Source organism: Alteromonas sp. MmMcT2-5 (assembly GCF_022348315.1).
Lineage (GTDB): Bacteria > Pseudomonadota > Gammaproteobacteria > Enterobacterales > Alteromonadaceae > Alteromonas > Alteromonas macleodii.
This window is the reverse complement of sequence record NZ_JAKRFB010000021.1, coordinates 46,253-70,434: the sequence shown is the minus strand read 5'-3', so window position 1 is coordinate 70,434 and position 24,182 is coordinate 46,253. Positions and strand designations below refer to the sequence as shown.

Annotated in this window: 20 protein-coding genes; 12 read left to right on the top strand and 8 right to left on the bottom strand. The window is 44.2% G+C overall.

The window, feature by feature from the left end:
• Positions 1 to 165: 165 nt before the first annotated feature.
• On the bottom strand, positions 166 to 2,172 hold the full coding sequence (locus MHN09_RS10780; protein WP_202943132.1) for a methyl-accepting chemotaxis protein: 2,007 nt from the start codon (positions 2,170 to 2,172) through the stop codon (positions 166 to 168).
• Between the two features lie 315 nt (positions 2,173 to 2,487).
• Between MHN09_RS10780 and fur the strand changes: the two genes are divergently transcribed.
• Entirely contained in the window at positions 2,488 to 2,916 is a 429-nt protein-coding gene (fur, locus tag MHN09_RS10775) for a ferric iron uptake transcriptional regulator (protein WP_014949741.1), read from the top strand.
• Positions 2,917 to 2,966: 50 nt separating this feature from the next.
• Here the strand turns inward: fur and MHN09_RS10770 are convergent, their stop codons facing one another.
• The 4 genes from MHN09_RS10770 to MHN09_RS10755 all read right to left on the bottom strand — a co-directional run bounded on the left by MHN09_RS10770 (position 2,967) and on the right by MHN09_RS10755 (position 6,387).
• Positions 2,967 to 3,833 carry a D-amino acid aminotransferase gene (locus tag MHN09_RS10770; protein ID WP_014949742.1) on the bottom strand — a complete coding sequence of 289 codons (867 nt, stop codon included), beginning with the start codon at positions 3,831 to 3,833 and terminating at the stop codon, positions 2,967 to 2,969.
• Positions 3,830 to 4,777 (bottom strand): biotin-dependent carboxyltransferase family protein, encoded by a 948-nt coding sequence (locus tag MHN09_RS10765; RefSeq protein WP_039225493.1) that lies wholly within the window; start codon positions 4,775 to 4,777, stop codon positions 3,830 to 3,832. The genes MHN09_RS10770 and MHN09_RS10765 overlap by 4 nt, the downstream gene beginning before the upstream one ends.
• Complete coding sequence (gene pxpB, locus MHN09_RS10760; RefSeq protein WP_239240657.1) at positions 4,774 to 5,514, bottom strand: 5-oxoprolinase subunit PxpB; 741 nt, start codon at positions 5,512 to 5,514, stop codon at positions 4,774 to 4,776. The genes MHN09_RS10765 and pxpB overlap by 4 nt, the downstream gene beginning before the upstream one ends.
• Positions 5,515 to 5,649: 135 nt before the next feature.
• A complete protein-coding gene (locus MHN09_RS10755) occupies positions 5,650 to 6,387 on the bottom strand; it encodes a 5-oxoprolinase subunit PxpA (protein ID WP_239240655.1) in 738 nt (245 codons plus the stop codon).
• 65 nt (positions 6,388 to 6,452) lie between these two features.
• Between MHN09_RS10755 and MHN09_RS10750 the strand changes: the two genes are divergently transcribed.
• The 5 genes from MHN09_RS10750 to MHN09_RS10730 all read left to right on the top strand — a co-directional run bounded on the left by MHN09_RS10750 (position 6,453) and on the right by MHN09_RS10730 (position 15,746).
• Complete coding sequence (locus MHN09_RS10750) at positions 6,453 to 7,337, top strand: S1-like domain-containing RNA-binding protein (RefSeq protein ID WP_239240653.1); 885 nt, start codon at positions 6,453 to 6,455, stop codon at positions 7,335 to 7,337.
• Between the two features lie 84 nt (positions 7,338 to 7,421).
• Positions 7,422 to 7,814 (top strand): OsmC family protein, encoded by a 393-nt coding sequence (locus tag MHN09_RS10745; protein ID WP_014949747.1) that lies wholly within the window; start codon positions 7,422 to 7,424, stop codon positions 7,812 to 7,814.
• A 213-nt stretch (positions 7,815 to 8,027) separates the two neighbouring features.
• Positions 8,028 to 9,161: an efflux RND transporter periplasmic adaptor subunit gene (locus MHN09_RS10740; protein ID WP_039225481.1), complete on the top strand. Its 1,134-nt coding sequence runs from the start codon at positions 8,028 to 8,030 to the stop codon at positions 9,159 to 9,161.
• Positions 9,162 to 9,186: 25 nt separating this feature from the next.
• Positions 9,187 to 12,570 (top strand): efflux RND transporter permease subunit, encoded by a 3,384-nt coding sequence (locus MHN09_RS10735; protein ID WP_239240651.1) that lies wholly within the window; start codon positions 9,187 to 9,189, stop codon positions 12,568 to 12,570.
• Positions 12,567 to 15,746 (top strand): efflux RND transporter permease subunit, encoded by a 3,180-nt coding sequence (locus MHN09_RS10730; protein WP_239240649.1) that lies wholly within the window; start codon positions 12,567 to 12,569, stop codon positions 15,744 to 15,746. The genes MHN09_RS10735 and MHN09_RS10730 overlap by 4 nt, the downstream gene beginning before the upstream one ends.
• Positions 15,747 to 15,871: 125 nt before the next feature.
• On the opposite strand, the gene MHN09_RS10725 is transcribed toward MHN09_RS10730, so the two are convergent.
• Both MHN09_RS10725 and MHN09_RS10720 read right to left on the bottom strand, forming a co-directional pair.
• On the bottom strand, positions 15,872 to 16,216 hold the full coding sequence (locus MHN09_RS10725; protein WP_014949750.1) for a DUF3718 domain-containing protein: 345 nt from the start codon (positions 16,214 to 16,216) through the stop codon (positions 15,872 to 15,874).
• A 417-nt stretch (positions 16,217 to 16,633) separates the two neighbouring features.
• Positions 16,634 to 17,428 carry a DUF2189 domain-containing protein gene (locus MHN09_RS10720; RefSeq protein WP_014949751.1) on the bottom strand — a complete coding sequence of 265 codons (795 nt, stop codon included), beginning with the start codon at positions 17,426 to 17,428 and terminating at the stop codon, positions 16,634 to 16,636.
• A gap of 272 nt (positions 17,429 to 17,700) precedes the next feature.
• On the opposite strand from MHN09_RS10720, the gene MHN09_RS10715 reads away from it, so the two are divergent.
• From MHN09_RS10715 to MHN09_RS10695, 5 genes are all read left to right on the top strand, one after another.
• A complete protein-coding gene (locus MHN09_RS10715; protein ID WP_014976750.1) occupies positions 17,701 to 18,921 on the top strand; it encodes a pyridoxal phosphate-dependent aminotransferase in 1,221 nt (406 codons plus the stop codon).
• 1 nt (position 18,922) lies between these two features.
• Positions 18,923 to 19,522, top strand: coding sequence for a 5'-deoxynucleotidase (gene yfbR / locus MHN09_RS10710; protein WP_012519109.1), 600 nt, complete (start codon positions 18,923 to 18,925; stop codon positions 19,520 to 19,522).
• Positions 19,523 to 19,598: 76 nt separating this feature from the next.
• Complete coding sequence (locus MHN09_RS10705) at positions 19,599 to 20,942, top strand: anti-phage deoxyguanosine triphosphatase (protein ID WP_187446797.1); 1,344 nt, start codon at positions 19,599 to 19,601, stop codon at positions 20,940 to 20,942.
• 152 nt (positions 20,943 to 21,094) lie between these two features.
• Complete coding sequence (gene msrP / locus MHN09_RS10700; RefSeq protein ID WP_239240647.1) at positions 21,095 to 22,102, top strand: protein-methionine-sulfoxide reductase catalytic subunit MsrP; 1,008 nt, start codon at positions 21,095 to 21,097, stop codon at positions 22,100 to 22,102.
• 97 nt (positions 22,103 to 22,199) lie between these two features.
• Positions 22,200 to 22,859, top strand: a complete 660-nt coding sequence (locus MHN09_RS10695; RefSeq protein WP_239240644.1) for a protein-methionine-sulfoxide reductase heme-binding subunit MsrQ — start codon at positions 22,200 to 22,202, stop codon at positions 22,857 to 22,859.
• Between the two features lie 22 nt (positions 22,860 to 22,881).
• Here MHN09_RS10695 and MHN09_RS10690 read toward each other — a convergent pair whose 3' ends face one another.
• Entirely contained in the window at positions 22,882 to 23,280 is a 399-nt protein-coding gene (locus MHN09_RS10690; RefSeq protein WP_239240664.1) for a YqaA family protein, read from the bottom strand.
• A 328-nt stretch (positions 23,281 to 23,608) separates the two neighbouring features.
• On the opposite strand from MHN09_RS10690, the gene MHN09_RS10685 reads away from it, so the two are divergent.
• Complete coding sequence (locus MHN09_RS10685) at positions 23,609 to 24,019, top strand: hypothetical protein (protein WP_049587264.1); 411 nt, start codon at positions 23,609 to 23,611, stop codon at positions 24,017 to 24,019.
• Positions 24,020 to 24,182 lie beyond the last annotated feature (163 nt).

Sequence of the window (24,182 nt, the reverse complement as noted above, 5' to 3'; positions counted from 1 at the left end):
CTCCACGGCGAGAACGCAGCTTCCCCCGAACAGTTAAGAAGAGACCACAGCGATACAGCAGAAAGAAAAATGCCGCTCACCTTAAGTGAACGGCATTACTCTGATGAGCGGTTTTTTTTGATAATTAATCAGCTGCGCCTGCTGTCAGTTACGCTAATTCAGCGATTACAGGTGAAACCGCTCTACTGCTTTTCTCAAGCTCTCAGTTTGCGCATCCAACAACATTGTCGACTCGTTCGACTGGCGCGTGCTTTGCGCACTGGAGTCGGCTAGAGCAACTATGCGGTTCAAACTTTTCGCAACATCGCCAAGTAAAACATCTTGTTGTTCGGTATCAGCCACAATGTGTTCGTTAATATCGCTTAACCGCTCAATGATTTCTCTAATACTCTCTACTTGCTGAGATACTTGCTGGGTAATTTCCACCCCTTCTTGCGCTTGTTCACGCCCTGCATTAATTGCTTTTACTGCCTGCGCAGCATCTTTTTGTAAGTTCCCAATCATCTGCTCAATTTCTTCCGTAGAGTCATGGGTGCGGTTGGCTAGCGTTCGCACTTCATCCGCAACAACCGCAAAGCCTCTACCTTGTTCACCAGCTCTTGCAGCTTCAATGGCTGCATTCAATGCTAACAAGTTGGTTTGCTCTGCAATCGTTTTAATCACGTCTAAGATACTGCCAATATTGCGAGAGTTGTCGTCCAAACGATTAATGATCTGCGCCGAAGACTCCGCCTGTTTGGCTTGATTACCCACCTGCTGACTGCTTTTTTGTACCAATTGACCAATGTCTGTACTTTGCTTTGTTATATCGCGTAGGGCGTCCATTGCTTCATTAATTTGGGCGAGGTTGCTGCGGCTTTTTTCCTGTACATGTTTTGTATTCGTAGACGTTACCGTTACTTGCTCACGTTGCTTGTCTACCTCAGATAAGCTCTTATTACCCAGCTCTACGCTTTCTTTTGTAATGTCTATAAGGCGTTTTTCTTGCTCTAATATATTGCCCACTAGCTCTCGTAAACTATCGGTTAGGCTGTTCACTTTTGCGGAAAGGGCAGAAAACTCATCATTGCCCTCTTGAGGCAATTTGGTGCTTAAATCCCCTTTACTTAGCTGACTTAAGCCTTTATTGATACGGCCAAGGGGCTTGGAAATACTACGGGTTACAATAACCGCTAAAAATATTGCAGCAACCAAGCCCAGTGCCGCGACAATGATATTGCGCACAAGGTTGGCCTGAACAGATTCAAGAATGGCGTTCTGCCCATCAAGAGATTGCTTCTGGACAGCGTCAAACAAAGTATTAATGTCGGCAAGTGCGGTTTCTAACGCTTCTTTTGCTTCCTTCTGAGCTTTCGCAGCTTTGTCTACTTCAGAAAGTTTTTGTCGCTGCAAAGCAATTAATCCATTTGTGCCGTTTACCGCTTCCATCAGTAAATCATACTGTTCGTTAAAAGAAGCTATCGTACCGCCATCATCTACCCCTGTCGCCAAACGATTTACATAGTCTTTATCTACCTGCAAATTACTCAATTGGTATTCTAAATCTTCAATAATACTCGCACTTTGCGTAGCGTTATCGGTTTCAGCCAGTTCAATGAATGAATCATTCATTGTGAGCAATTTGTTGTCTATTGCAGTACCCGCACCAATTAGCGTTTCAATACTGGGGTTATTTCCCTCTAAATAGGAAAGATCTAGCATTAACGCACTAGCCTCATCGGCCGTCATTAAGACTTTTTCAAGCTGTGCAGCAAGCGCCTTCTCGATATTCATTCGCTCGTTGATAGCGGTATACATGTCGTTACTACTATTAACGTAGGCTAGACTAACGTCGACAGCGTTACTGGCTACCGCGTTGTTTGACATAAGTGAGTTTAAACGAGACAAGTCGTCAGAGAATGCGGAAGATAAAGTATCAAACGTCTCTTTGTTTGCGACCAGCTCTTCTCTATTTTCGACATGATATCCGTTGGCAGTAATCACTGATAAAGAGAGGATCTCAGTCTTTACTTTTACCATGCTGGTCTGAACTGGCATCTTTTGCTCTACAACGTCTTGTGCAGAATCTTTTATTCCGCTAAGACCAAAATAGGAAAGAATACTGGTAAGTAATAATAAGCAGCCGAATAAGCCAAAGCCTAACGTGATTTTATTTATAATTGTTAACTGCATGGGCACTTCCACCAAAAAAACATGCCAAAAAATAAATAGGGTTGTATCGCCTTTTTAAGTTTAGTTTAACAGGATGTTAATTCAATGCATCAAAAGTTTTATTTATTCTGCACATTTGTTAGATAAATCTTGCACTTACAATCTGGTCAGGCCAGACACCATGCGGGCTGTATCGAAGTAACAATTTTTATCGCACCAGTGCAATGGATAAATTTTCAGCGAGAAAACAAAGTTTCCACGGTTTTGCTTTTAAATTGTTTCAACTTACCTATAATAACCACCAAATACTTATTCACTCGTTCTTAGTAGGTTGTAATGGATCAAAATAAAGAATTGAAAAAAGCAGGGCTAAAAGTCACTCTGCCTCGCCTTAAAATTTTACAAATTCTGCAAGAGCCAGAAAACCAACACATCAGCGCTGAAGACGTTTACAAAATCCTTATCGAACAGGGTGAAGAAATTGGTCTTGCTACCGTGTACCGCGTGTTAAACCAATTTGATGATGCAGGCATTCTTAATCGCCACCATTTCGAAGGTGGAAAATCTGTATTTGAAATCAGTCACAAAGATCACCACGACCACCTTGTGTGTTTGAAGTGTGGCAAGGTCATTGAGTTTGAAGATGACATTATCGAAGAACGCCAAGAGATGATTGCAAAGCAACACAAGATGAAGCTAACGCATCACAGCCTTTACTTATACGGTGAGTGTACAGACGGTAACTGCGACAACTTACCTGAATAAGTAACAGTTTTATTCTAGCAAAAGGCCCGCTTTAAGCGGGCCTTTTTTCGTTACGCTTTAAACTTATATGCGTGGTAAGCCTTAATTGCTTTCTCCCACACGTCACCCACTTCCCCTGTGCCAATAGGTTTTCCGTCTACTTCAACTACCGGGGCAACTTCTTTGCTTGAAGAGGTTAACCATACTTCATCTGCCTCCAGCAACTCATCTTTGCTAAACCAAGTTTCTGTAACAACCAGGCCTGCCTGTTTAAATGCTTCAATTGCAATGGCGCGAGTAATACCGGGAAGAAGTTCATGGTTTAAGGGGGGCGTAGATATACATCCGTCTTTCACCATAAACACGTTGCATGAACTTGCCTCGGTTATCATACCTTCGCTGTTGTACAAAATAGTTTCGTTAACGCCTGCGTCAACACCTGCTTGATAGTGCATTACATTGCCTAACAAGGATGTGGATTTGATATGGCAGCGTTGCCACCTTTTATCCTGTTGAAGCGCAACTTTGAAAGGCCTTGCTTCAGATTTTGCTGTGGGCTGTGGTGGCGCTATTTCAAAAGCAAACCCGAATACCGTAGGTGCTATATTCTTAGGGTATGCATGAAAACGTTTTGTATCGGTGCCACGGCTTACGTGGAAATAAACACCAATGTTTCCGCTTTCTATAAATGCTTTGTTTTTTTCGACCAAGCTGGTCAAAATGTCTTGCCATTCTTCTGCTGAATAAGGGTTAGCGATTTCAATAGCTTTAAGGCCTTGCGCCATACGCGAAGTGTGCCCCTTGAAGCCTACTGCGCTACCAGAATACGTTGGAATGACTTCATAAATACCATCACCAAAAAGGAAGCCTCTGTCCATCGGAGAAATTTTAGCCTCAGAAAGAGGCATATACTCACCGTTTAAAAACGCAATCGTCACAATATTTCTCCTTGTAGTCGGCGACGCCTACTTGTCATCAGTAGCCAGTCTGCCCTTGCTTCTTCTTCATGTTGAAAAACAAAATTCACTTTTTCGCCTGGCACGGCTTGGGCCAAGCGACTTATATCACAGGGGCTTACACAGCCAAGTTTTGGATAACCCCCTAATGTTTGTCTGTCGCGCATCATTACAATAGGCTGCCCGTCGCCGGGAACTTGAATTGCACCTAAATGAATTGCCTCTGAGCGCATGTTTTCTATATCGGCTGTAACTGATTCACCGGTCAACCTAAAGCCCATGCGATCGATAGCCGATGAAACCGTATAGCTGCTTGTTTCAAACGTGCGTAAAGCAACAGCGCTAAAACTCGAAAACTGATACCCGGGAATAACCCGAATAGACTCTAAAAAACCATAGTTGTCTATGTGCTGCCGCGAGAGAGTGCGCATTCTAGCGGTGCTTTTAATTCTGCTGTTAGCTGAAATGTCGATGCAATCGCCATCTTTTAACGCGCATCCCTTACCATCCAACCCACCAAGTTGTTCGCGTACTACCGTACATGCACTCCCTACCGCTTTTGGCACATGCCAATTTCCACCTATTGCCAAATAGGCTTTGCTACCAAGTAGAGCGCTGCCAAACGTAATAGTTGCACCTGCCGGTACATGTTGGCTCTGGTATGTTGCTTTAACGTTTCCATCTACGTCGAGTGACGGTTCCCTGCCAGTCACAGCAATAATACAATCTTCATCAACCCGTAATCGCATTTCACCAATCGCTTCGAAGCATGGCGTACCGTCTAAATTGAAGGCTAGAAAATTGGCCCAATCATAGGCGTTACTATCCATAGGGCCTGATTCACAAAATCCATCCCGTTGTCGCCCTACCCGTCCGTTATCTATGATAAGGCTAAACAATCCTTTACTGAGTACTTCAATTCTCATCGCTCAACCTGCAATCCTGCTCTATATTCCTGTTCAGTAACTGAAACAAACCTAACCACATCACCTGCTTTTAACCGCGCTTCACTTTGCTCATTTTTATGAATGAGCATGTCGAATGCCGTAAGCCCCAATAAATTCCATCCTCCAGGTGATTCACTGGGGTAGACAGCAGTTTGCCTGTCAGCGATTGCAACCGCACCTTTAGGTACGCGTTTGCGCGGTGTGCCTAGTCGCGCACATTTGAGCGCTTCTGGAATATCACCCATATAGGCAAAGCCCGGAGAAAAACCCACTGCGTATACTTTATAAGTCGTGCTAGTGTGCAATTCGATAATCTCTTCAATAGACAGTGACGTTTTCTTACTCACTACACTTAAATCACTTGCATTAGGCGCACCGTACCAAACAGGAATTTCAATCACGGCGCTACTTTCATTCTCTTTTGCTTGCAAAGAGAATGATTGCAGGCTCATGTCTTCAGCGCTTAGATTACTTATGGCACGGTATACACCGTGGCTATCAATTAATGCCATATCAAAAATAATCAACAGGCTGTCATAGGAAGGCACACACTCACGCAGCCAAGCCCACGAATCGCTTCCCTTTTTGCTATCTATCGCTGCCAGCACGTGATGACAGGCATTATTCGCGTCGTCCAGGTTTGCGCCATCAAAGTACAAAATAATGGCGTCTGCACTTGCTGTAACTATTCGCTTAATGCGACCGAAAGCTTGCATCTACTGTCCTTGTTATTTAAACGGCTGTCAGTGCTTGGTTCTGAGTACTTAGTTTTAGATATACCACTCTCAGCACAACAATGGGTAACAGCCTCTTGTATTGTTCTTGTAAAATGTGTTTTTTATGAGGCAGGTTTATAGAAATGTTCTGATTTTCTTTGCAATATTCACCGCCCCTTTAGTATCGCCATGTACACACAGAGAATCCGCTTCTATTGCAAGTGTTGCTCCCGAAGCTGTCGTTACTGTTCCCGATGATATAAGTTGTTTAGCTTGAAGCAATGCGTCGCTCTCGCTTAACACGGCACCTTCGATCAAGCGAGATTGCAGTAAACCTTCATCGGTATAACGCCTGTCTGAAAACGCTTCAAAATACAACGGCAGCCCCCACTCTTGCGCAGCGTCTTTAAGCGCTGCATTTTGCGACGTAGCCTGTACCATTAGCGCAAGGGGCGAATCTAACGACTGCATATTTATTTCAGCTATGCTTCGCATTACTGTGCGCATGACAGCTGTATCTTTCATCATGTCATTGTAAAGCGCACCATGAGGTTTCACATAACTTACGTTGGCCCCGCAAGCCTTTGCCATTCCACTCAATGCACTCACTTGATATTGGATCATAGCGCTGAGTTCATCAGCAGCAATCGCCATACTTCTGCGACCAAATCCCTGTAAGTCTGGATAGGCTGGATGGGCACCTATGTCCACATCATGTTGTTTGGCTAACCGAATAGCCTGCTTCATCACTAACGGATCACCAGCGTGAAAACCACAAGCAATGTTGGCCTGATCAATTTCTGCCATAATGGCCGCTTCCACCGGCATAGACCATGCGCCAAAACTCTCACCTAAATCGCAATTTAACTTCATAATGGTTTAGCTCTTACGTTCATTCCAGTATCATGTTACCTGTTCTTTTTAAAAAGTCAGTGCTGATGATAAATATTGGAAAAATTAATACATTACGCGTGGTAGCCCAATACCCTTTTGGCTACGCTTTAGCGCCACTTGTCGAAAACAATGACGAAAACGACTGCGTAATAGAAATAGATGATGCTGAAGAGCTGCAAACTGTGACCCTTGCGATTGACGAAGTAGAAACTTCCCTCGCAGAAGGACAACAGATAGACGTATTTGTAGCCACAGATCAGCGCGGCGCTCTCTATGCCACCATGAAGAAACCTTTGATTCAAGTTGGTGAAACTAAGGTACTTAAAGCGGTATCTGCCACTAACTTTGGTGCATTTTTCGACTGGGGTTTAGACAACGACCTTTTAATGCCCAACGACTACCAAGCCCAACCTGTTAATCCAGGTATGTACTATGTTGTTCACACCTTTTTTGATGATAAAACCCAGCGTATTTTAGGTGCTACCAAGCTTCACTATTTTCTAAAGGAAAGTAGTGCCTATCTCAACGAGGGCGACACAGTGCAATGCTTGGTTTATGCCAAAACTGATTTAGGTTTTAAGGTCGTTATCAATGAAAAAAGCTTAGGTCTTATTTTCCATAGCGATGCCTTTAAGCCACTTAAAGTCGGGCAAGCTACTGAAGGGGTAATTAAAACAATTCGTGACGATGGCAAGGTGGATGTAGCCCTTCAGCGCGTAGACAAAGGTGGCCGTGATGCACTTCAACAAGCCATTTTGGATGACTTAGAAGCCCACGGTGGCATTTCTACGCTAACAGATAAGAGTGCGCCAGAAGCCATTTACTCTCATTTTAACGTGAGTAAAGCGGCGTATAAAAAAGCGTTAGGGGCGTTATATAAGCAAAAGAAAATCACGCTTAGCCCAGATGCTGTTCGCCTTAACAAATAAACGCACATGTCACAGCTGCATTGAAGCGCTAAACTGGCCTGTCTTGCAGCTTCCTTTTTTATTTTTATGACATTAGGACAAACAATGAAAGCACGTGTTTCTTGGGATCAAGATTTAACTTTTACAGGAACTACAGACAGCGGTTACAAAACGGTGATGGACGGCAGCGGTAAGGCAGTATCTCCGATGGAATCAGTGCTGTTGGCAGTTGGTGCATGTTCAAGTATTGACGTGGTAGATATTCTTAAAAAAGGGCGCTTTAACATTGAAGCCTGTAACTGTGAATTAGAAGCTGAACGCGCTGAAGAGCCGCCTCGTGTATTTACTAAAATTCACGCGCATTACACAGTGTCAGGTGAAGGCATTAGTGAAAAGGCCCTTGCTCGCGCTGTGCAGCTTTCTGCAGAAAAATACTGTTCCGTCATGCTAATGCTAACGGGTAATGTTGAGATCACTACAAGCTATACTTTGGTTTAATAAACTATAGTAGAACCAGCCTCTTTTTAGCGATTCTCGCTAAGCATTAGTAGAAAAGGCCAACCACTTGGGTTGGCTTTTTCGTTGAAACTGTTTGCTACACTCATAAGTGATTGATATTATTAACAATTAACATTAGTTAACATCTTTGGCATATTAGCTGCTGTATATGGTCATTATTATATAACGACAACTACGTTAGGGTTATTGACCATGGAAACTACAACGCACAGCAACACCTCTTTTTCACCATCACATTCTTTATTACCGTTTTCGCCAACATCACTCAAATTACTTGTTGGAAGCGGTATTGTTGCCCTCTCTCTCTCGATGACAGCATGTTCTGATGCTGATGCCATTAATGACCAAGCCAACGCCACCGAAGTTGAAGAAACCGTTTTTGCTATTCCCGTTGAAACCCAAACCATTGTTACTGGCGACATTACGTCCACTTACGACACAACCGCTATTTTAGAAGCCCGTGAAGAAGCATTTGTGGTTGCGCGAGCATCTGGAATTATCGAAGAAATCTTCGTAGAAGAAGGTGATTATGTTGAAAAAGGCCAGGTACTGGCACAGCTTGATAAACGCCGCTACGAGCTGAACTTATCAAAAGCTTTGGCTGATTTAGCTGGTATTGAAAGCGAACTAGAAAAGGTCAACAAAGTCTATTCCAAAAAGCTTATCAGCGATGACACTTACGACAAGCTCACTTCGCAATTTGAATCAGCAAAAGCATCTGTACGCTTGGCTGAACTTGATTTGAAAGAAGCAACGATCACAGCCCCAATTGATGGATACATTGCAGAGCGAAACGCAAAAGTAGGTAACTTAACCGAATCGTTCCAACGGGAGAGAATGTTCCATATCGTTCAGCAACGTAATCTTCAAGGCATTGTGTATCTGCCTGAAAATGAGCTACCTAACGTAGTGATTGGACAAGGTGCAATGCTTACCGTGGCGGCTTTAGGCGACAGGAGTATCACCGCGAGTGTTGAACGTATAAGCCCGGTCATCGATGCGACCACAGGCACGTTCAAAGTAACCTTAAAAGTACCTAACGAAGATAACAAACTTAAAGCCGGCATGTTTACCGATGTGTCACTTGAGTACGCAACACATGCTAACGCCACGTTGTTGCCTCGTAGAGCGCTAGTTACCATCGATAATAATCATAGTGTATTCGTTGTCGACAACGGCAAAGTTAAAAAAGTTGATATTTCTACAGGTTTTGAAAACAACGAAGTCGTTGAAGTTATTAATGGTTTAAACGGTAATGAAGAAGTGGTTACCGCAGGCCACCAAAACTTGAAAGACAGCGCCCCTGTTGAAGTAGTTAACAGCTAATTCGGCCCAACAAGGAACTCACACAATGCGTATTGTAGATATTGCTGTAAAGCGCCCTGTTGCCGTTAGTATGTTCACTTTTGCGGTATTGCTATTTGGTATGGTGTCGTTAGGCAGACTGTCGGTTAACCTACTGCCTGACTTATCTTACCCTACTCTCACCATTCGTACTGACTACGACGGTGCAGCGCCAGGCGAAGTCGAACAACTGGTTTCAAAGCCCATTGAAGAAGCCATTGGCGTAGTAAAAGGCGTACGTAAAGTTACGTCCACATCGCGCGCAGGCCAGTCTGACGTAGTGCTTTCATTTGCATGGGGTACTGACATGGATTTCGCGAGCTTAGAAGTGCGCGAAAAACTCGATGTTTTACAACTTCCCCTTGATATAGAAAAGCCAAGACTTCTTCGTTTTAACCCAAGTTTAGACCCAGTAATTAAACTGGGGCTGACGGCACAAAGCGATACGTCAAGTTTAAGCGTAGCGCAAATGAAGCGATTACGTTTATATGCCGAACAGCAAGTAAAACGAGCTTTAGAGTCGGTAGAAGGTGTGGCAGCCGTGCGCGTTGGCGGTGGTTTAGAAAACGAGATACACATTCTTATCGACCAGCAGAAAGCCAGTCAGCTGTCTATTCCCATTACCCGAATTATTGACCGGGTCAGTGCCGAAAACATTAACGCGGCCGGCGGTCGAATTGATAACGCAGCCCAAGCGTTTTTGGTCAGAACCCTCAATCAGTTTGAAACACTGAGCGATATCGAAAACCTTTTCATTGGGCGTTTTGAAGGCAGAAACATTCAACTTAAAGACGTGGCAACGGTTGAGAGTGCTTATAAAGATCGTGATGTGGTAACGCGCTTTAACGGCAATGAAGGCATTGAAATTGCCATTTATAAAGAAGGCGATGCTAATGCGGTTAACGTTGCACAAAAAGTGGCTAGCCGGTTAAATGAGGTCAACAACAACTTGCCTTCTAACTACACGCTTAGCGAAATTTATGACCAAAGCGTGTTCATTAAGCAAGCTATAGATAACGTAAAATCAGCGGCAGTGATGGGCGGTATTTTAGCCATGTTGGTGCTGTACCTTTTTCTTAAAGACTTCTGGGCTACCGTTATTATCTCGGTTTCTATTCCGGTATCAGTAATTGCCACCTTTAATCTAATGTATGCCAACGACATAAGCTTAAACATGATGAGCTTAGGTGGTATCGCGCTGGCTGTTGGATTATTAGTAGATAACAGCATTGTTGTGCTTGAAAATATCGATCGCCATAAAAAATTAAAAGTGGCTGGGACTAATAACGGTACAGCTAATGAAAACTCAAGAGCTGAAAACACTAAAGCAGAGGATTCCGCCGCCAGTGAAGGCACAAAAGAAGTCTCTGGCGCAATTGTGGCTTCGACACTGACCACTATGGCCGTGTTTGTGCCGCTAATATTTGTAGAAGGTATTGCAGGTCAGCTGTTTAAAGATCAAGCGTTAACCGTGTCGTTCGCTTTAGCTGCATCGCTTGTTGTTGCGCTCACACTTATCCCTGCGATGGCACATAAGAAGAAAAAGCAACAGCTAGATCACGAAGATGTGTTCACTACACCAGCGCCTACCCCTCCTACGTCAACGTTTGGCAAAGTTATGTATTACGTTACCCTGCCAGTTCGTTGGGTATTCAGACTTATCTTTGTATTTTTACCTGCAGCCTTGGTTACCTTGGTGATAGGTGCATGGCATATCGTCAGCAAATTATTAAGCGTTGCGTTTAAACCACTTATCTGGGTATTTAACAAAGGGTTTGACCTTCTCGCTTCTGCTTATGAAAAACTGCTGCGCGTAAGTCTTAAAGCCAAAGCGCTGGTGTTAGCTACTGCCTTTATTCTTGCTGCTGGCGCGATAATGCTTGTACCAAAACTAGGTATGGAACTTATTCCTACCCTGTCACAAGGAGAATTTTCGGTAGAAGTGACCCTTCCTGCGGGCTCGCCACTGGCGCGTACCGACGCTATTATCAGCGAGCTTGCTGCGGTTGCAGTAAATAACAATGATGGCGGCGAAACCATGGTGCTTCGCACCTATGCCATGTCTGGTACGGGAAGCCTTATAAGCGCTGCGCCTAATCAGGGTGGCGATCATTGGGGCCGCTTAAAAATTGTCATGCAGCCTTCGGCGACAGCTGGCGATATGGACGCGGTAAAGCGTGCGCTTCGTGATTACCTAGCCTTTAAACCTCAGGTTCAGGCAACGTTTTCAGAGCCTGAGCTATTTAGCTTTGCATCGCCTATTCAAATTGAAATTGCGGGTTACGACCTAAATCAGTTACAGCAGTATGGCGACGCCATTGCGACCAAGCTAGCCAGTTTTAATAATTTTGCAGACGTAACGACCAGCATTCGTGACGGAAACCCAGAGCTTAAAATAGCCTTCCATCACGCCAAACTTGCTCGCCTTGAGCTTGATGCATCAACCGTTTCTCAGCTTATTGCGGCCAAAGTAGGTGGCCGTGTCGCTACACAGTATAGTGTTGAAGACAGAAAGGTAGATGTGCTGGTAAGAACCCAAGAAAACCAGCGAGATGACATCGCCAGCGTGCGTGCCATTGTTGTTAATCCAGGCTCTGCACAACCTATTCCTTTAAGTGCCGTGGCAGACGTATACATGAGTGTAGGTCCTAGCGAGATCACCCGCGTTGGACAGCAGCGTGTAGCGCTGGTATCTGCGAATTTAGCCAAAGGTAAGCTTGATGAAGCGGTTGCCGTTGCTAATAAAGTCATTGATGAAACCCAACTTCCTCTATCTTTAAGTGCAACAGTAACTGGACAAAGTGAAGACATGCAAAGCAGCTTCCGTTCGCTACAGTTTGCCCTAGCACTTGCGGTGTTCATGGTGTATTTGGTTATGGCGTCACAGTTTGAGTCGCTGCTGCACCCTCTGCTTATTTTGTTCGCAGTGCCGCTAGCTGGCGCGGGTTCCGTGTATGGATTGTGGCTTACCAATACGCCGCTAAACGTGGTGGTATTTATCGGTTTGATTATGCTGTGCGGTATTGTAGTAAACAACGCTATTGTATTAGTTGACCGTATAAATCAGTTACGCCGTCAAGGAGTAGATAAAGACACCGCTATTCTAGATGCTGCAAAGACCCGCCTGCGCCCCATTGTGATGACTACACTTACTACGGTGTTGGGTCTATTGCCTATGGCGTTTGGTTTTGGTGAAGGTGCTGAAATTCGCACGCCAATGGCCATCACCGTTATATACGGCCTTCTGTTTGCAAGCTTGCTCACCCTCATATTACTGCCAGTGCTTTACAGCCTGTTCGACGTTAAGAAAAACGTTGCGCAGAAAACGTCTGTTAATACTAATGCGGGCTTTGGTGACGAAGGAGCAATGTCGAAAGGAGGTGTACTATGAGTACACCTTCTCACAACGCTAATAACAGTTCTGAAACCCACACTGACAAGCGCCAAACACGTGACCCGAATCAACGCGAGACAGACATAGCTTCACAGCCGCACCTTTCAAAAATTGCAGGTATAGGCGCCTCGCTTGCACGCTTTGCGTTAAATAAGCCCGTTACCATCGGAATGCTGTTTTTGTCTATGTTGCTGTTCGGCATTGTATCTGGCCGCTTATTGCCTTTAGAGAAATTCCCTGGGATTGATATTCCAGAAATGGTAGTGCAGATCCCCTACCCTGATGCAACGCCAGTTGAGATTGAAACCATGATCACCCGCCCGGTTGAAGAGGCCGTTGCTACCATGTCGGGGATAAAGCGATTAAGGGCACGGTCGTACGACAATATGGCTGAGGTCATTGTAGAGTTCGATTGGGATGAAAACCTCAAAGCCAAAAGTATTGAAGCGCGGGAGAAGATTGACGCTATTCGCCACGAACTTCCTGACGATATAGAGCGGATCATGGTGTATAAATTTAACACCAACGATATGCCTATATTTCAGCTTCGCGTATCGAGCGACCGCGACTTATCAAATGCCTACGACTTGCTAGAACGCAACCTCAAGCGTCCGCTAGAGCGTGTTCCGGGTGTATCGAAAGTTGAGCTATACGGCACCATGAAGCGTCAAATTACTATTCGCTTAGATCCTAAGAAAATGGCGGCCTACCAAATAGACGGTACACGCTTAGAGCAGCAGCTTCTAAACGCAAACTTCTCGCTAACCGCGGGCTACATGTACAATAACGGTGAAAAAATTCTGGTTAACCCAACTGGCGAATTTACCGATGTAAACGATTTTAAAAATATGTGGGTTACTCGCAGCGTTCGCTTGTCTGATATTGCCAGCGTGACTTACGAGCTCCCTCAACGCAACGAAGGACGTCATTTAGATCGCACCTTTGCGGTAGGCTTTAACGTATTTCGCGAATCGGGCAGCAATCTTGTAGAAGTTTCCGACGCGGTAATGAAAGTTATCGAAAAAGCCAAGGAAGACCCTGAGTTTACAGGCATTAGTTTATTTGTAATGGACGACACCGCGAAAAGCGTAACTTCGTCGCTGAGCGATTTGCTAAACGCTGGCCTTTTAGGTGCGTTACTTTCAGTTATTGTGCTGTACTTATTCTTGCGCCAGCTTACCACCACCTTAATCGTGGTGCTTTCTGTACCATTCTCAATTTGTATTACCTTAGGTGTGATGTATCTATTAGGTTATACACTCAACATCTTATCGTTAATGGGCCTCATGCTAGCGGTAGGTATGCTGGTAGACAACGCCGTTGTGATCACTGAAAGCGTATTTCAAGAACGCCAACAAGAGGGAGACATTAAGCGAGCCACCCAGATTGGTGTAAACAAAGTCAGTCTTGCAGTCATTGCCGGAACTGCAACCACGGCAATAGTGTTTTTACCTAATATTATTGGGGTAAAAATAGACGTGACTATTTTCCTAGAGCACGTTGCTGTGGCTATCTGTATATCTCTGTTCGCGTCGCTTTTCATTGCTAAAACACTTATTCCCTTGCTGACAACTAAGGTAAAGATCCCTGTTGTAAAAACGCCTAAAACACCGTCCTACATAAAAGGCTATGGTCGTGCGCTTAACTGGATGTTGAAACACCAGGGCGTAACTTGTGTTATTGCTCTGCTTATTCTCGCGTCGACCTTTGTGCCTATGCAGGTGGTTACGTCTGACGATGAGGGTAACGACAACCAAGAGCGTATTTGGCTTAATTACCATGTGACGCAAAACTTCACTCTAGAAGAAGTGGAAAAAACCGTAAATAAAATGGAAGCTTATCTTTATGAAAACCAAGAACGCTTTCATATTAAGCAGGTGTATACCTATTTTACTGCTGGTCATGCAGTAAGCGGTATCACACTTAATGACGAGTTGCCCGTAAGTGTGGGTAAAATTAAGGAGGATATTCGCGAAAACATGCCTTCATTCGTTCGTGCTCGCCCCTCTTTCCAGTGGGATAGCGGCAACGGTGGTGGCGTAAGAGTAACGCTGTTGGGCGAGTCTTCAGAAACCTTGCTAAATATTTCAGAGCAGATCATCCCTATTCTTTCCACTATAGAAGGGCTGGAAGATGTAAAAGCCGACACGGGATCTACCCGTGATGAGGTTCAAATACGCATAGACAGAGAGAAAGCAAACCGCTTTGGCATACAAGTAAACGATGTGGCTAAACTTATCTCTACGGCACTACGCGGCAGTAATTTACGTACATTCCGCTATGGTGACGCCGGAGAAGTGGCGGTGCAGCTTAAGTTTGGCAGCGATATTCAAGCCTCGCTAAGCGAACTTAAGAACATCAATATTGGGTTTACGCAGGGTCAATCGGTAACGCTGAACATGATTGCAGATTTCACTGTGGTGCCACAGCTTTCGCAAATTAACCGCAACTATCGTCAAACAGCGCTAGCTATTGGTGCAAATCTAGAGGGTGAAACCACCACCGAACAAGCTCGTGAACGCATAGAAAAAGCATTAGCTAATATCGAATTGCCGACAGGCTATAAGTGGACGCTAGACGGCAGCTTCTCTCGCCAGGATGAAGCCAATGCCGTAATGCAAATGAATATGCTATTAGCGCTTTGCATGATATACGTTGTGATGGCCGCGCTGTTTGAATCGCTAATTCTTCCAACATCTGTAATTACGTCACTACTGTTTTCCTTCACAGGTGTTTTTTGGGCATTCATGGTTACAGGCACATCTATGTCTATCATGGGGATGATTGGCATGCTGATTCTGATGGGTATTGTGGTTAACAATGGCATCGTATTGGTAGACAGAATTAATCAGCTAATTAATGAAGGCTTGTCGCTGTATGACGCAGTGATTGAAGGATGTATGACACGTATCAGGCCTATTCTGATGACAGTAGCCACTACAGTTCTAGGGCTTATTCCACTTGCGATGGGGAGTACTCGAATTGGCGGCGACGGCCCTCCCTACTCGCCAATGGCCATTGCAATCATTGGTGGGCTGGTGTTCTCAACACTAACCAGCTTGTTCTTAGTACCACTTGCTTACGTGTTGCTACTAAAGCTTAGGTTTAAAACGCAACGTTTGTTTAAAACCAGTAAAGCGCGTGTAGCCACGTATATTAAAATCGCTAATTAAGGCGCATTTTAAAGCAAAAAGTAAGACAAAAAGCGGGTCTAGTTTTCACCATTTACGTCAACGTGATTGACGATGAGTGCAAGCTAGCCCGCTTTTTCTGGATTTATCGTAACCGCTACCACGCCTTAGCTACGCGACGTTAAGTATTCATGTACGGCATCAGCGTGACGCTCAACTGAAAACTCAATTAGGCTACTGCCATTGCACGTTAATCCTTCTTCAGACGTTACCATACGCAACACTTCACGCTGACTAGCACCAATGCGACCTACGTTACGTGAAAGACTAGAGCGAAGTACTCTAACATCATCATTTATCACAGCTTTACAAAACCCTGCAAATTGGGTTTCGCCTACAAAGCGTATGTCTTTTTGCGGTGCTGCGGCAGTTGCGTTAACGCTAAATGCTGCGGTTGCAGTTACAGCTAGCACTTTTACCGCGTTGGCTAGTTTCGATTTAACTGGTTTCATGTTTAATTCCTCAATGTGTAGATAAAGGCTTTAATCAAGTTTGTGGCAAACTCTTAGTTTTTGGTTGAACAAAGCTGAACAATCAACAATTCGCTCAACGCCCTTTATTTATGCATCAAGAATTAAAACTTTTCTGTTGAATGATTGTGTAATGGGGGTAAATGTGTGGTAAATCAGTTTGTTACACCATTGTTACTAGGCTAAATCACTGTTTTATCGAGATTAATTTAGATTACATATTACTAATATATCTAGCGATGGAACTTGTAGGATGAAAGAAATATAAGACTTAAGTATAAAAAGGCCCCTTTTGGGGCCTTAAAACTGTAATTTTAACAAAATATATAATGGTAAAGCGCATCTAATGTACAGAAAACCTCACCATTTCCGTAATTAAATTACAGAAAACGTGGGCGATTACTCATATTTGCGTTCGCGCTTAGTTTCAATGGCATCAATATAAGCATGCCATGAAGCGTAGCCGATAATAGGCATTAACACGATAAAACCAATAAACCCGGTTACGTAACCAATCGCAACGGTGGTAAAGATGATCGCCCCCCAAATAAGCATGGGCACCTTATTAAGCCACACTGCGTTAACACTGGTTAATACAGCGGTGGCAAGGTCAACTTTGCGTTCCATCAAAATTGGTTGGGTAAACGCCGTAATGAAAAGCATGGCCAATGTAAAACCCGCACCAACAATTGTGCCTAGCGCCAAAAATGGTAATAAGCTTTCTAAATCGTTTTCGATATAAGGCGGATAAAGTGCATGGATTAGCGATGCAACACGCAACCAGAATATCATCATCACCATAAGTAAAATGGCAAAGCCCCACTCGTTAAACGCATTTCTGCGCATTGCACGCAAAGAATGGCGTAACGTGGGCTTATGGCCTTTCTCCATTTCCCAGCTCACATCATAAAGACCAGCAGCCAAAAATGGACCTACCAACATAAAGCAAACAATGGCCGGTAGAATGACCAAGTGCCAACCTGTCATTTCAACCAAGTACATAATAAACCAAGGAATAACCGCGAAGAGAACGCCATAAAACAATGTGAGACCTGGTGCGCGCATAGCGTCTCGTAATGCCAATGACAACCATTTTATAGGGTCGCCAACGTCTAATTCTTTACAGGGAATAACGCGTGCTATACCACTTTGCGTGATTGCATTCTCTGGTGTTTCTTTGAAATGGTGCGACATATTCTTATCACCTCTGCTTGTTAGCCTGTTTGTTACTAACGCGTTTTTTATACACGCCTTACTACTACGATAGGCGCTGAATGAAAAGTTCACAAGCTATTAACATAAATTTTATACTTAAGTGACAAGCGGATCATTCATCTCGTTATGTGGTCAATAAATAGCCACTTGGTGAAAAAAGTAGTGCTTAAAGCAGAAATACTGCAAAAAGGCCATCGCATATGGCTTTGTATTGCGATAATCTCAGGGTATGTAAATCAACCAGATAGACCATGAAAACTGTATCTCGCTCACATAAATTAGATAACGTTTGTTACGACATTAGAGGCCCAATCGCTGCGCAAGCACGCAAAATGGAAGACGAAGGACACCGCATATTAAAGCTGAATATCGGTAACCCTGCCCCATTTGGATTTGAAGCCCCTGACGATATCGTAAAAGACGTTATTCATAACCTGCCTACGTCTCAAGGATATTCAGACTCGACAGGAATTTATGCTGCCCGTGTGGCCGTGATGCAGTACTACCAGCAGCGCAACATTAAAGACATCCGTGTAGACGACGTTTATATTGGTAACGGCGTATCTGAGTTAATTATGATGGCAATGCAGGCGCTACTTAATCATGGCGATGAAGTGCTTATTCCAAGCCCTGACTACCCGCTTTGGACAGCAGCAGTTAGCCTCTCGTCAGGTTCACCCGTTCATTATCGCTGCGACGAGCAAGCAGGCTGGTTCCCAGATATTGACGACATAAAAAGTAAAATCACCAGTAAAACTCGCGCGATCGTACTGATCAACCCTAACAACCCAACCGGCGCAGTTTACGACAAAGCCCTTTTACAAGATGTGGTTGAAGTCGCCCGCGAACACGGACTTGTTGTATTTAGCGACGAGATTTACGACAAAATTCTTTACGATGAAGCAAAACACACCAGTATTGCTTCACTGGCTGACGATGTTTTTTTTGTTACCTTTGGCGGTTTAAGCAAAAACTACCGTGTGGCGGGCTTTCGTTCAGGTTGGCTAGTTGTCAGCGGCAATAAGCGCCTGGCGTCGGACTATATTGAAGGGCTTAATATCCTATCTTCCATGCGGATGTGCGCTAACGTACCGTGTCAAAGTGCTATTCAAACTGCATTAGGCGGCTATCAAAGCATTGACGACTTGGTGAAAGAAAACGGGCGCCTTCGCATTCAGCGCGACGTCACTACAGATATGCTAAACGGCATTGACGGTATTTCGTGCGTTAAACCTAAAGGTGCCATGTATTGTTTCGCCAAAGTAGATGAAAAGAAATTCAACATTCAAAATGATGAACAAATGGTGCTGGACTTATTAAGCTCTGAAAAAATTCTGCTGGTACACGGTCGCGCGTTTAACCTGACCGAAGGCACGTACTTTCGATTAGTATTTTTACCGCACAGCGATGTATTGGTGCCTGCTCTGCATCGTATTGGCAACTTCTTTAGAACGTATAAGCAAGGGGCGTAATGTGTCTGATAAAAGTCACTTTTTTGCGCACCTGGCGCGCTTAAAGCTTATTAATCGCTGGCCGCTAATGCACAACGTGCGCACAGAAAATGTGCAGGAGCACAGTTTGCAGGTGGCCATGGTTGCCCACGCACTTGCTTTAATAAAAAATAAGTTTTTTGGCGGCACACTAAACCCTGATCGTATTGCTACCATGGCAATATTTCACGACGTGTCGGAGGTACTCACCGGAGACCTCCCTACCCCAGTGAAATACTTTAACCCTGCGATTAAAGAAGAATATAAAAAGATCGAAAAAATTGCAGAGAACAAGCTAATTGAAATGGCACCAGAGGCATTTCGAGAAGACTATGCGGCGCTTATTGATCATCACTACCATAGTGAAGAAGAAGCTTTTATTGTGAAAGCAGCAGACGTACTTTGCGCTTATCTAAAAACGCTTGAAGAATTAGCTGCTGGTAACCAAGAGTTTAAGCTGGCTAAAAAACGATTAGATAAAACCCTTAAAGAGTATCATTCTGAAGAAGTAGACTACTTCTTAACGCGTTACGTACCAAGCTTTTCTTTAAGTCTTGATGAAATTACGCAAGACGATATGTGAGCAAGGCGATTAACAGCGCTTAAATCACTATACTGACGAATAGAAGTAGCATACACAGCAAGGCAGCGAGGTTTTTTTGGCAACAAGCGATTGGGAATTAGCATTACACGAGCGTCGTTTACCCCGCAGTGAAACAAGAGACGGCGATCACCGCAATCCGTATCAACGTGATAAAGCACGCGTTCTTCATAGCGCCGCCTTTCGTAGATTACAGGCAAAAACGCAAGTGCTCGGTGTGGGGCTGAGCGACTTCTATCGCACTCGATTAACCCACTCTCTAGAAGCCGCCCAAATTGGCACCGGTATTACTGCCCAACTTTGGGTGAAATTTCCAGATATCGCCACGACGTTAGCGCTTGATCCTACGTTAATCGAAACCCTCTGCTTGGCTCACGATATTGGTCATCCCCCATTCGGCCATGGTGGTGAAATTGCGCTTAATTACATGATGCACCAATACGGCGGGTTTGAAGGAAACGGACAAACTTTTAGGATCATCACTCAGCTAGAGCCCTATACCGCCGAACACGGCATGAATTTATGCAGAAGAAGCGTGTTAGGCTTGGTTAAATATCCAAACTTTATCGATGCCCTTCATAGTAAAGGACCTACGCCAGAGCGCCCTGTTTCACTTCGTCAGGTAAAGGCCCACGACTGGCATCCGCCAAAAGGTCTGTTTCGCTGCGATGAGCCCCTATTCGACTGGCTACTTGCGCCATTTAGCAATGAAGATAAAGATGGGTTTATGCAGTTTACTGCAAAACTGAATGCACACAGTAAAACGCAATTTAAATCGTTCGACTGCTCAATTATGGAACTGTCTGACGATATCGCCTATGGCATTCACGACTTAGAAGATGCCATTGTAATGGATATGGTCGACAAGCATCATTTTGTCGAGGATGTAACCACCCCGCTAAAAGCGCTAGATGTACCGTGGCTGTCAGACAATATAGAAGTGCTAACCAATAAGCTATTTAGCGCTGCACATCACGAAAGGAAAAATGCCATAGGCGCGCTGGTAAATAGCTTTATTACAGCTATTGAAATAAAAGGCGTTGAGGGTTTCGCTCACCCGTTACTGGCGTTCAACGCCGTAATGCCTGAACATTTTGCACAAGCCTTGGAGCTTTTCAAACGCTTTGTGTTTAACAAAGTAATACGCCGCCCCGATGTGCAGCTTCTTGAATACAAAGGACAGCTGGTGGTTATGGAGCTTTTTGAAGCCTTTGCATCAGATCCTGACCGCTTACTTCCCGAAAACACCCAAGTTCGCTGGCGTAAGGCCTGTGAGAGCGGCAATGGTATGCGCGTTCTCGCCGACTATATATCGGGTATGACCGATGAATTCGCATCTCGCCTATACAGTAATATCTTTTCACCTAAACAAGGCGGTATTCAAGATAGTCTGCATATGTAGATTGTTTTGTTTTTCCAAATTAATTGAAATGAAAAGACCGTACTCTCGGTCTTTTTTATTATGTTGAACTTACTCGTTACATTAACGTAGCTAAATGTACTGGGCGAAGTGACGACCATTTCTCATAGTCTTATCATAATTTAGGTGACGTAATGCCAAAACCATTTAAACCCTCAGTAAAATTAACTGATAACGACGTAACCAATGAAGGCGTTTATATGAATCGCCGTTCATTGCTCAAATCTATGGGCTTTGTGGGAGCGTCTACGCTGTTGGCGAAGTCGGCAGGCGCTGCCGGTTGGTTTTGGGAAGATGAAGAAGAGAAGGCAGCGTTTAAGGGAAAGGCGCTGGAGTTTAGTCAGCCCCCTAAGTTTCAAATAACGGAAACCCAAACGCCTGAAGATAAAGTGACCAGCTACAACAACTTCTATGAGTTTGGCACATCTAAAGATGCACCAGCCAAAAATGCGACTGAATTTCAAACTAATCCATGGACGTTAAAAGTTGACGGGATGGTTAAAAACCCCATTGAGCTTGATCACGATGCCTTAACAAAGCGTTTTCCCCTTGAAGAACGCATTTACCGCTTGCGCTGTGTGGAAGCATGGTCGATGGTGGTGCCTTGGATTGGGTTTGAGTTGGGGGCGTTGTTAAAACAAGCCGAGCCATTAATGTCAGCCAAGTACGTGGCGTTTGAAACCCTATACGACCCTGAGCAAATGCCCGGTCAACGAAGCCGCTTTACCGGTGGTGGTATTGATTACCCTTACGTAGAGGGTTTGCGTCTTGACGAAGCCATGCACCCGTTAACGCTCATGTCGGTTGGTCTTTACGGGAAGACCTTGCCACCTCAAAACGGTGCGCCTATCAGGCTTGTTGTACCGTGGAAGTATGGTTTTAAGAGCATTAAGTCTATTGTCAGAATTCGCCTTACCGATAAGAAACCGCCTACCACATGGAATCGACTGGCCGCCAACGAGTATGGCTTTTACGCCAACGTGAATCCAAACGTGTCGCACCCAAGGTGGAGCCAGGCCAGCGAGCGTAGAATAACCACAGGTGGGCTACTCGCCAGAAATCGCATCGACACCCAAATGTTCAACGGTTACAGCGAAGTCGCGCCGCTATACAAAGATATGGACTTATCCCGTTATTACTAGCTGGTACGTTTTATAGGGCTACGAGCAAATAGCTAGCCCTTCTAACCAATATCTCATGACCGAAGCTATTAAACATTATTATTAAGTTGTTCATTTAATGCCGTTAAGAAAAAAACCATTTCGACTCTCTGTTTGGCAACGCCGCAGCCTAAAAGGTCTTATTCACCTTTTCGCATTGGGCTATCTCGCCTGGTTGTTTTTTGCAGGGGTAACCGATCAGCTTGGTCCAGACCCTGTAAACACGCTCATCAATGAGACTGGAACCTGGGCAATTCACTTTCTTTTACTAACGCTTACTCTTAGCCCACTTGCTAAATGGCTACCAAGCCCAGAACCGATGCAATTCAGACGTATGATTGGCGTATACACCTTTGTGTACGCCTTCGCACACCTGCTCACTTACATTGTGTTTGAACTCCAGCTTGATATGGCACTAGTGGCTAGCGAGATAGTAAGCAGGCCTTACATCATTGTTGGCATGGCAGCGTTACTTCTTCTTTTTGCTCTCACCGCTACGTCGTTCAAGCGTATCCAGCGCAACATGGGAAAAAAGTGGCAGAAGCTTCACAACAGCATTTACCTGATCTTGCCCCTTGCACTACTTCATTTCAGCTGGTCGCAGAAGACGTTTTGGCAAGAGCCCGTTTGGTATTGGATGATTGGACTGATATTAATGAGCCCAAGAATGAAGCTGTGGTATGTGACGTATCAGAAGAAAAGTCAAAAGAAGTCGAGAGACAAAAACGCAGTGGCGTGAGAAAACTAAAGTCGAAAACCTTTTAAACAAGTACGTAAAGCAGCGCAGCATAACGCGCTGTTTTACTAAGCGTTACCGCGAGAATAAAAAACCAAAACGGGCTTCTAAGTACACCTGCTACTAAAGTAATAGGGTCGCCAATAATAGGTACCCAGCATAAAAACAAGCTCCACTTCCCCCACTTTGTAAAGGTGTAACTTGCACGGTTAAACGCCGCTTCGCTCACTTTTAACTTATCGGTCGCAATTTCTTTTCCGAACTTGAAGCCCAATGCATAATTAACCACCGAGCCGAGTACATTTCCTAACGAAGCAACAACAAGCAACAACAACCAGCTCAACCCACTACTGTATAAAGCACTAAGCACAATTTCAGAACTAAAAGGCAATATAGTGGCAGCCAAAAATGCCGATAAGAACATCCCCAAGTAGCCTAAATGTATTAATGCGCTCAACGCTCCTCCAGCTTTATACAGTAGTTTTCTATGTAAGATTCTCGCGCATCTTACCTTAATCGGAGTATGAATACTTCCTTCAGAATTCGAAAGCACAAAAAAACCATTATCTTTTATATAGTTACTGACAAAGCACCAATTTGTGTGAAAAAAGTACAACTAAATACTTGCCAAATCCCTCTTTTATGAATACTGTATACACATTCACACTGTATAAATAACCAGTATCAATTAATAACAATATTCCTGAAGTTCGATTTATGAACTTAAGGGCAAATGCATAAAGGGTTTTACTATGAACACATCTTCAGTTTCACGATTCAATGCTTTACGCGCTTCGGTTTCAAATGTTGTTCAACTACCTTTGCCGATAGAAGGGTTTCCAGGCGAAAAACAAGGTAATGGAAAAGGAACTAACGACAAAGGTTGGAATTATCTGCTTTCAAATACGGTGTCGTTTTCTAAATCTGTAGATCACGCTATCCGTATTCAGAAACCTGAAAAAGAAAAAATGCCCGAATGGATCAGTAAGCTGATTACAGGTGGCCAGTGTAAAACACTGTATGTGGAAAACATTGATTTAGACCTTCAACCAACCGATAGTGAAATGATCAGAAAGCTGTGTGAGCTTTACTCTGTCAGCCTGGTGAATGTACGTGTTAACAGCATTAATGACGAACAAAACGTAGCATTAGGTCCTTGGTAATACAAAGCCTGTTTATGCTTACATCTTACGTTTGCCTGAGTAGCGGTGCGTAAACAAAACCTAAATATTTATTTTCATACAACTCTTTGGCGTGGAATCTCTGACATGTACCCTTTGGCATGGACCGCCAAGGAATCTTTGAATATCGGCAACATTTACGTTT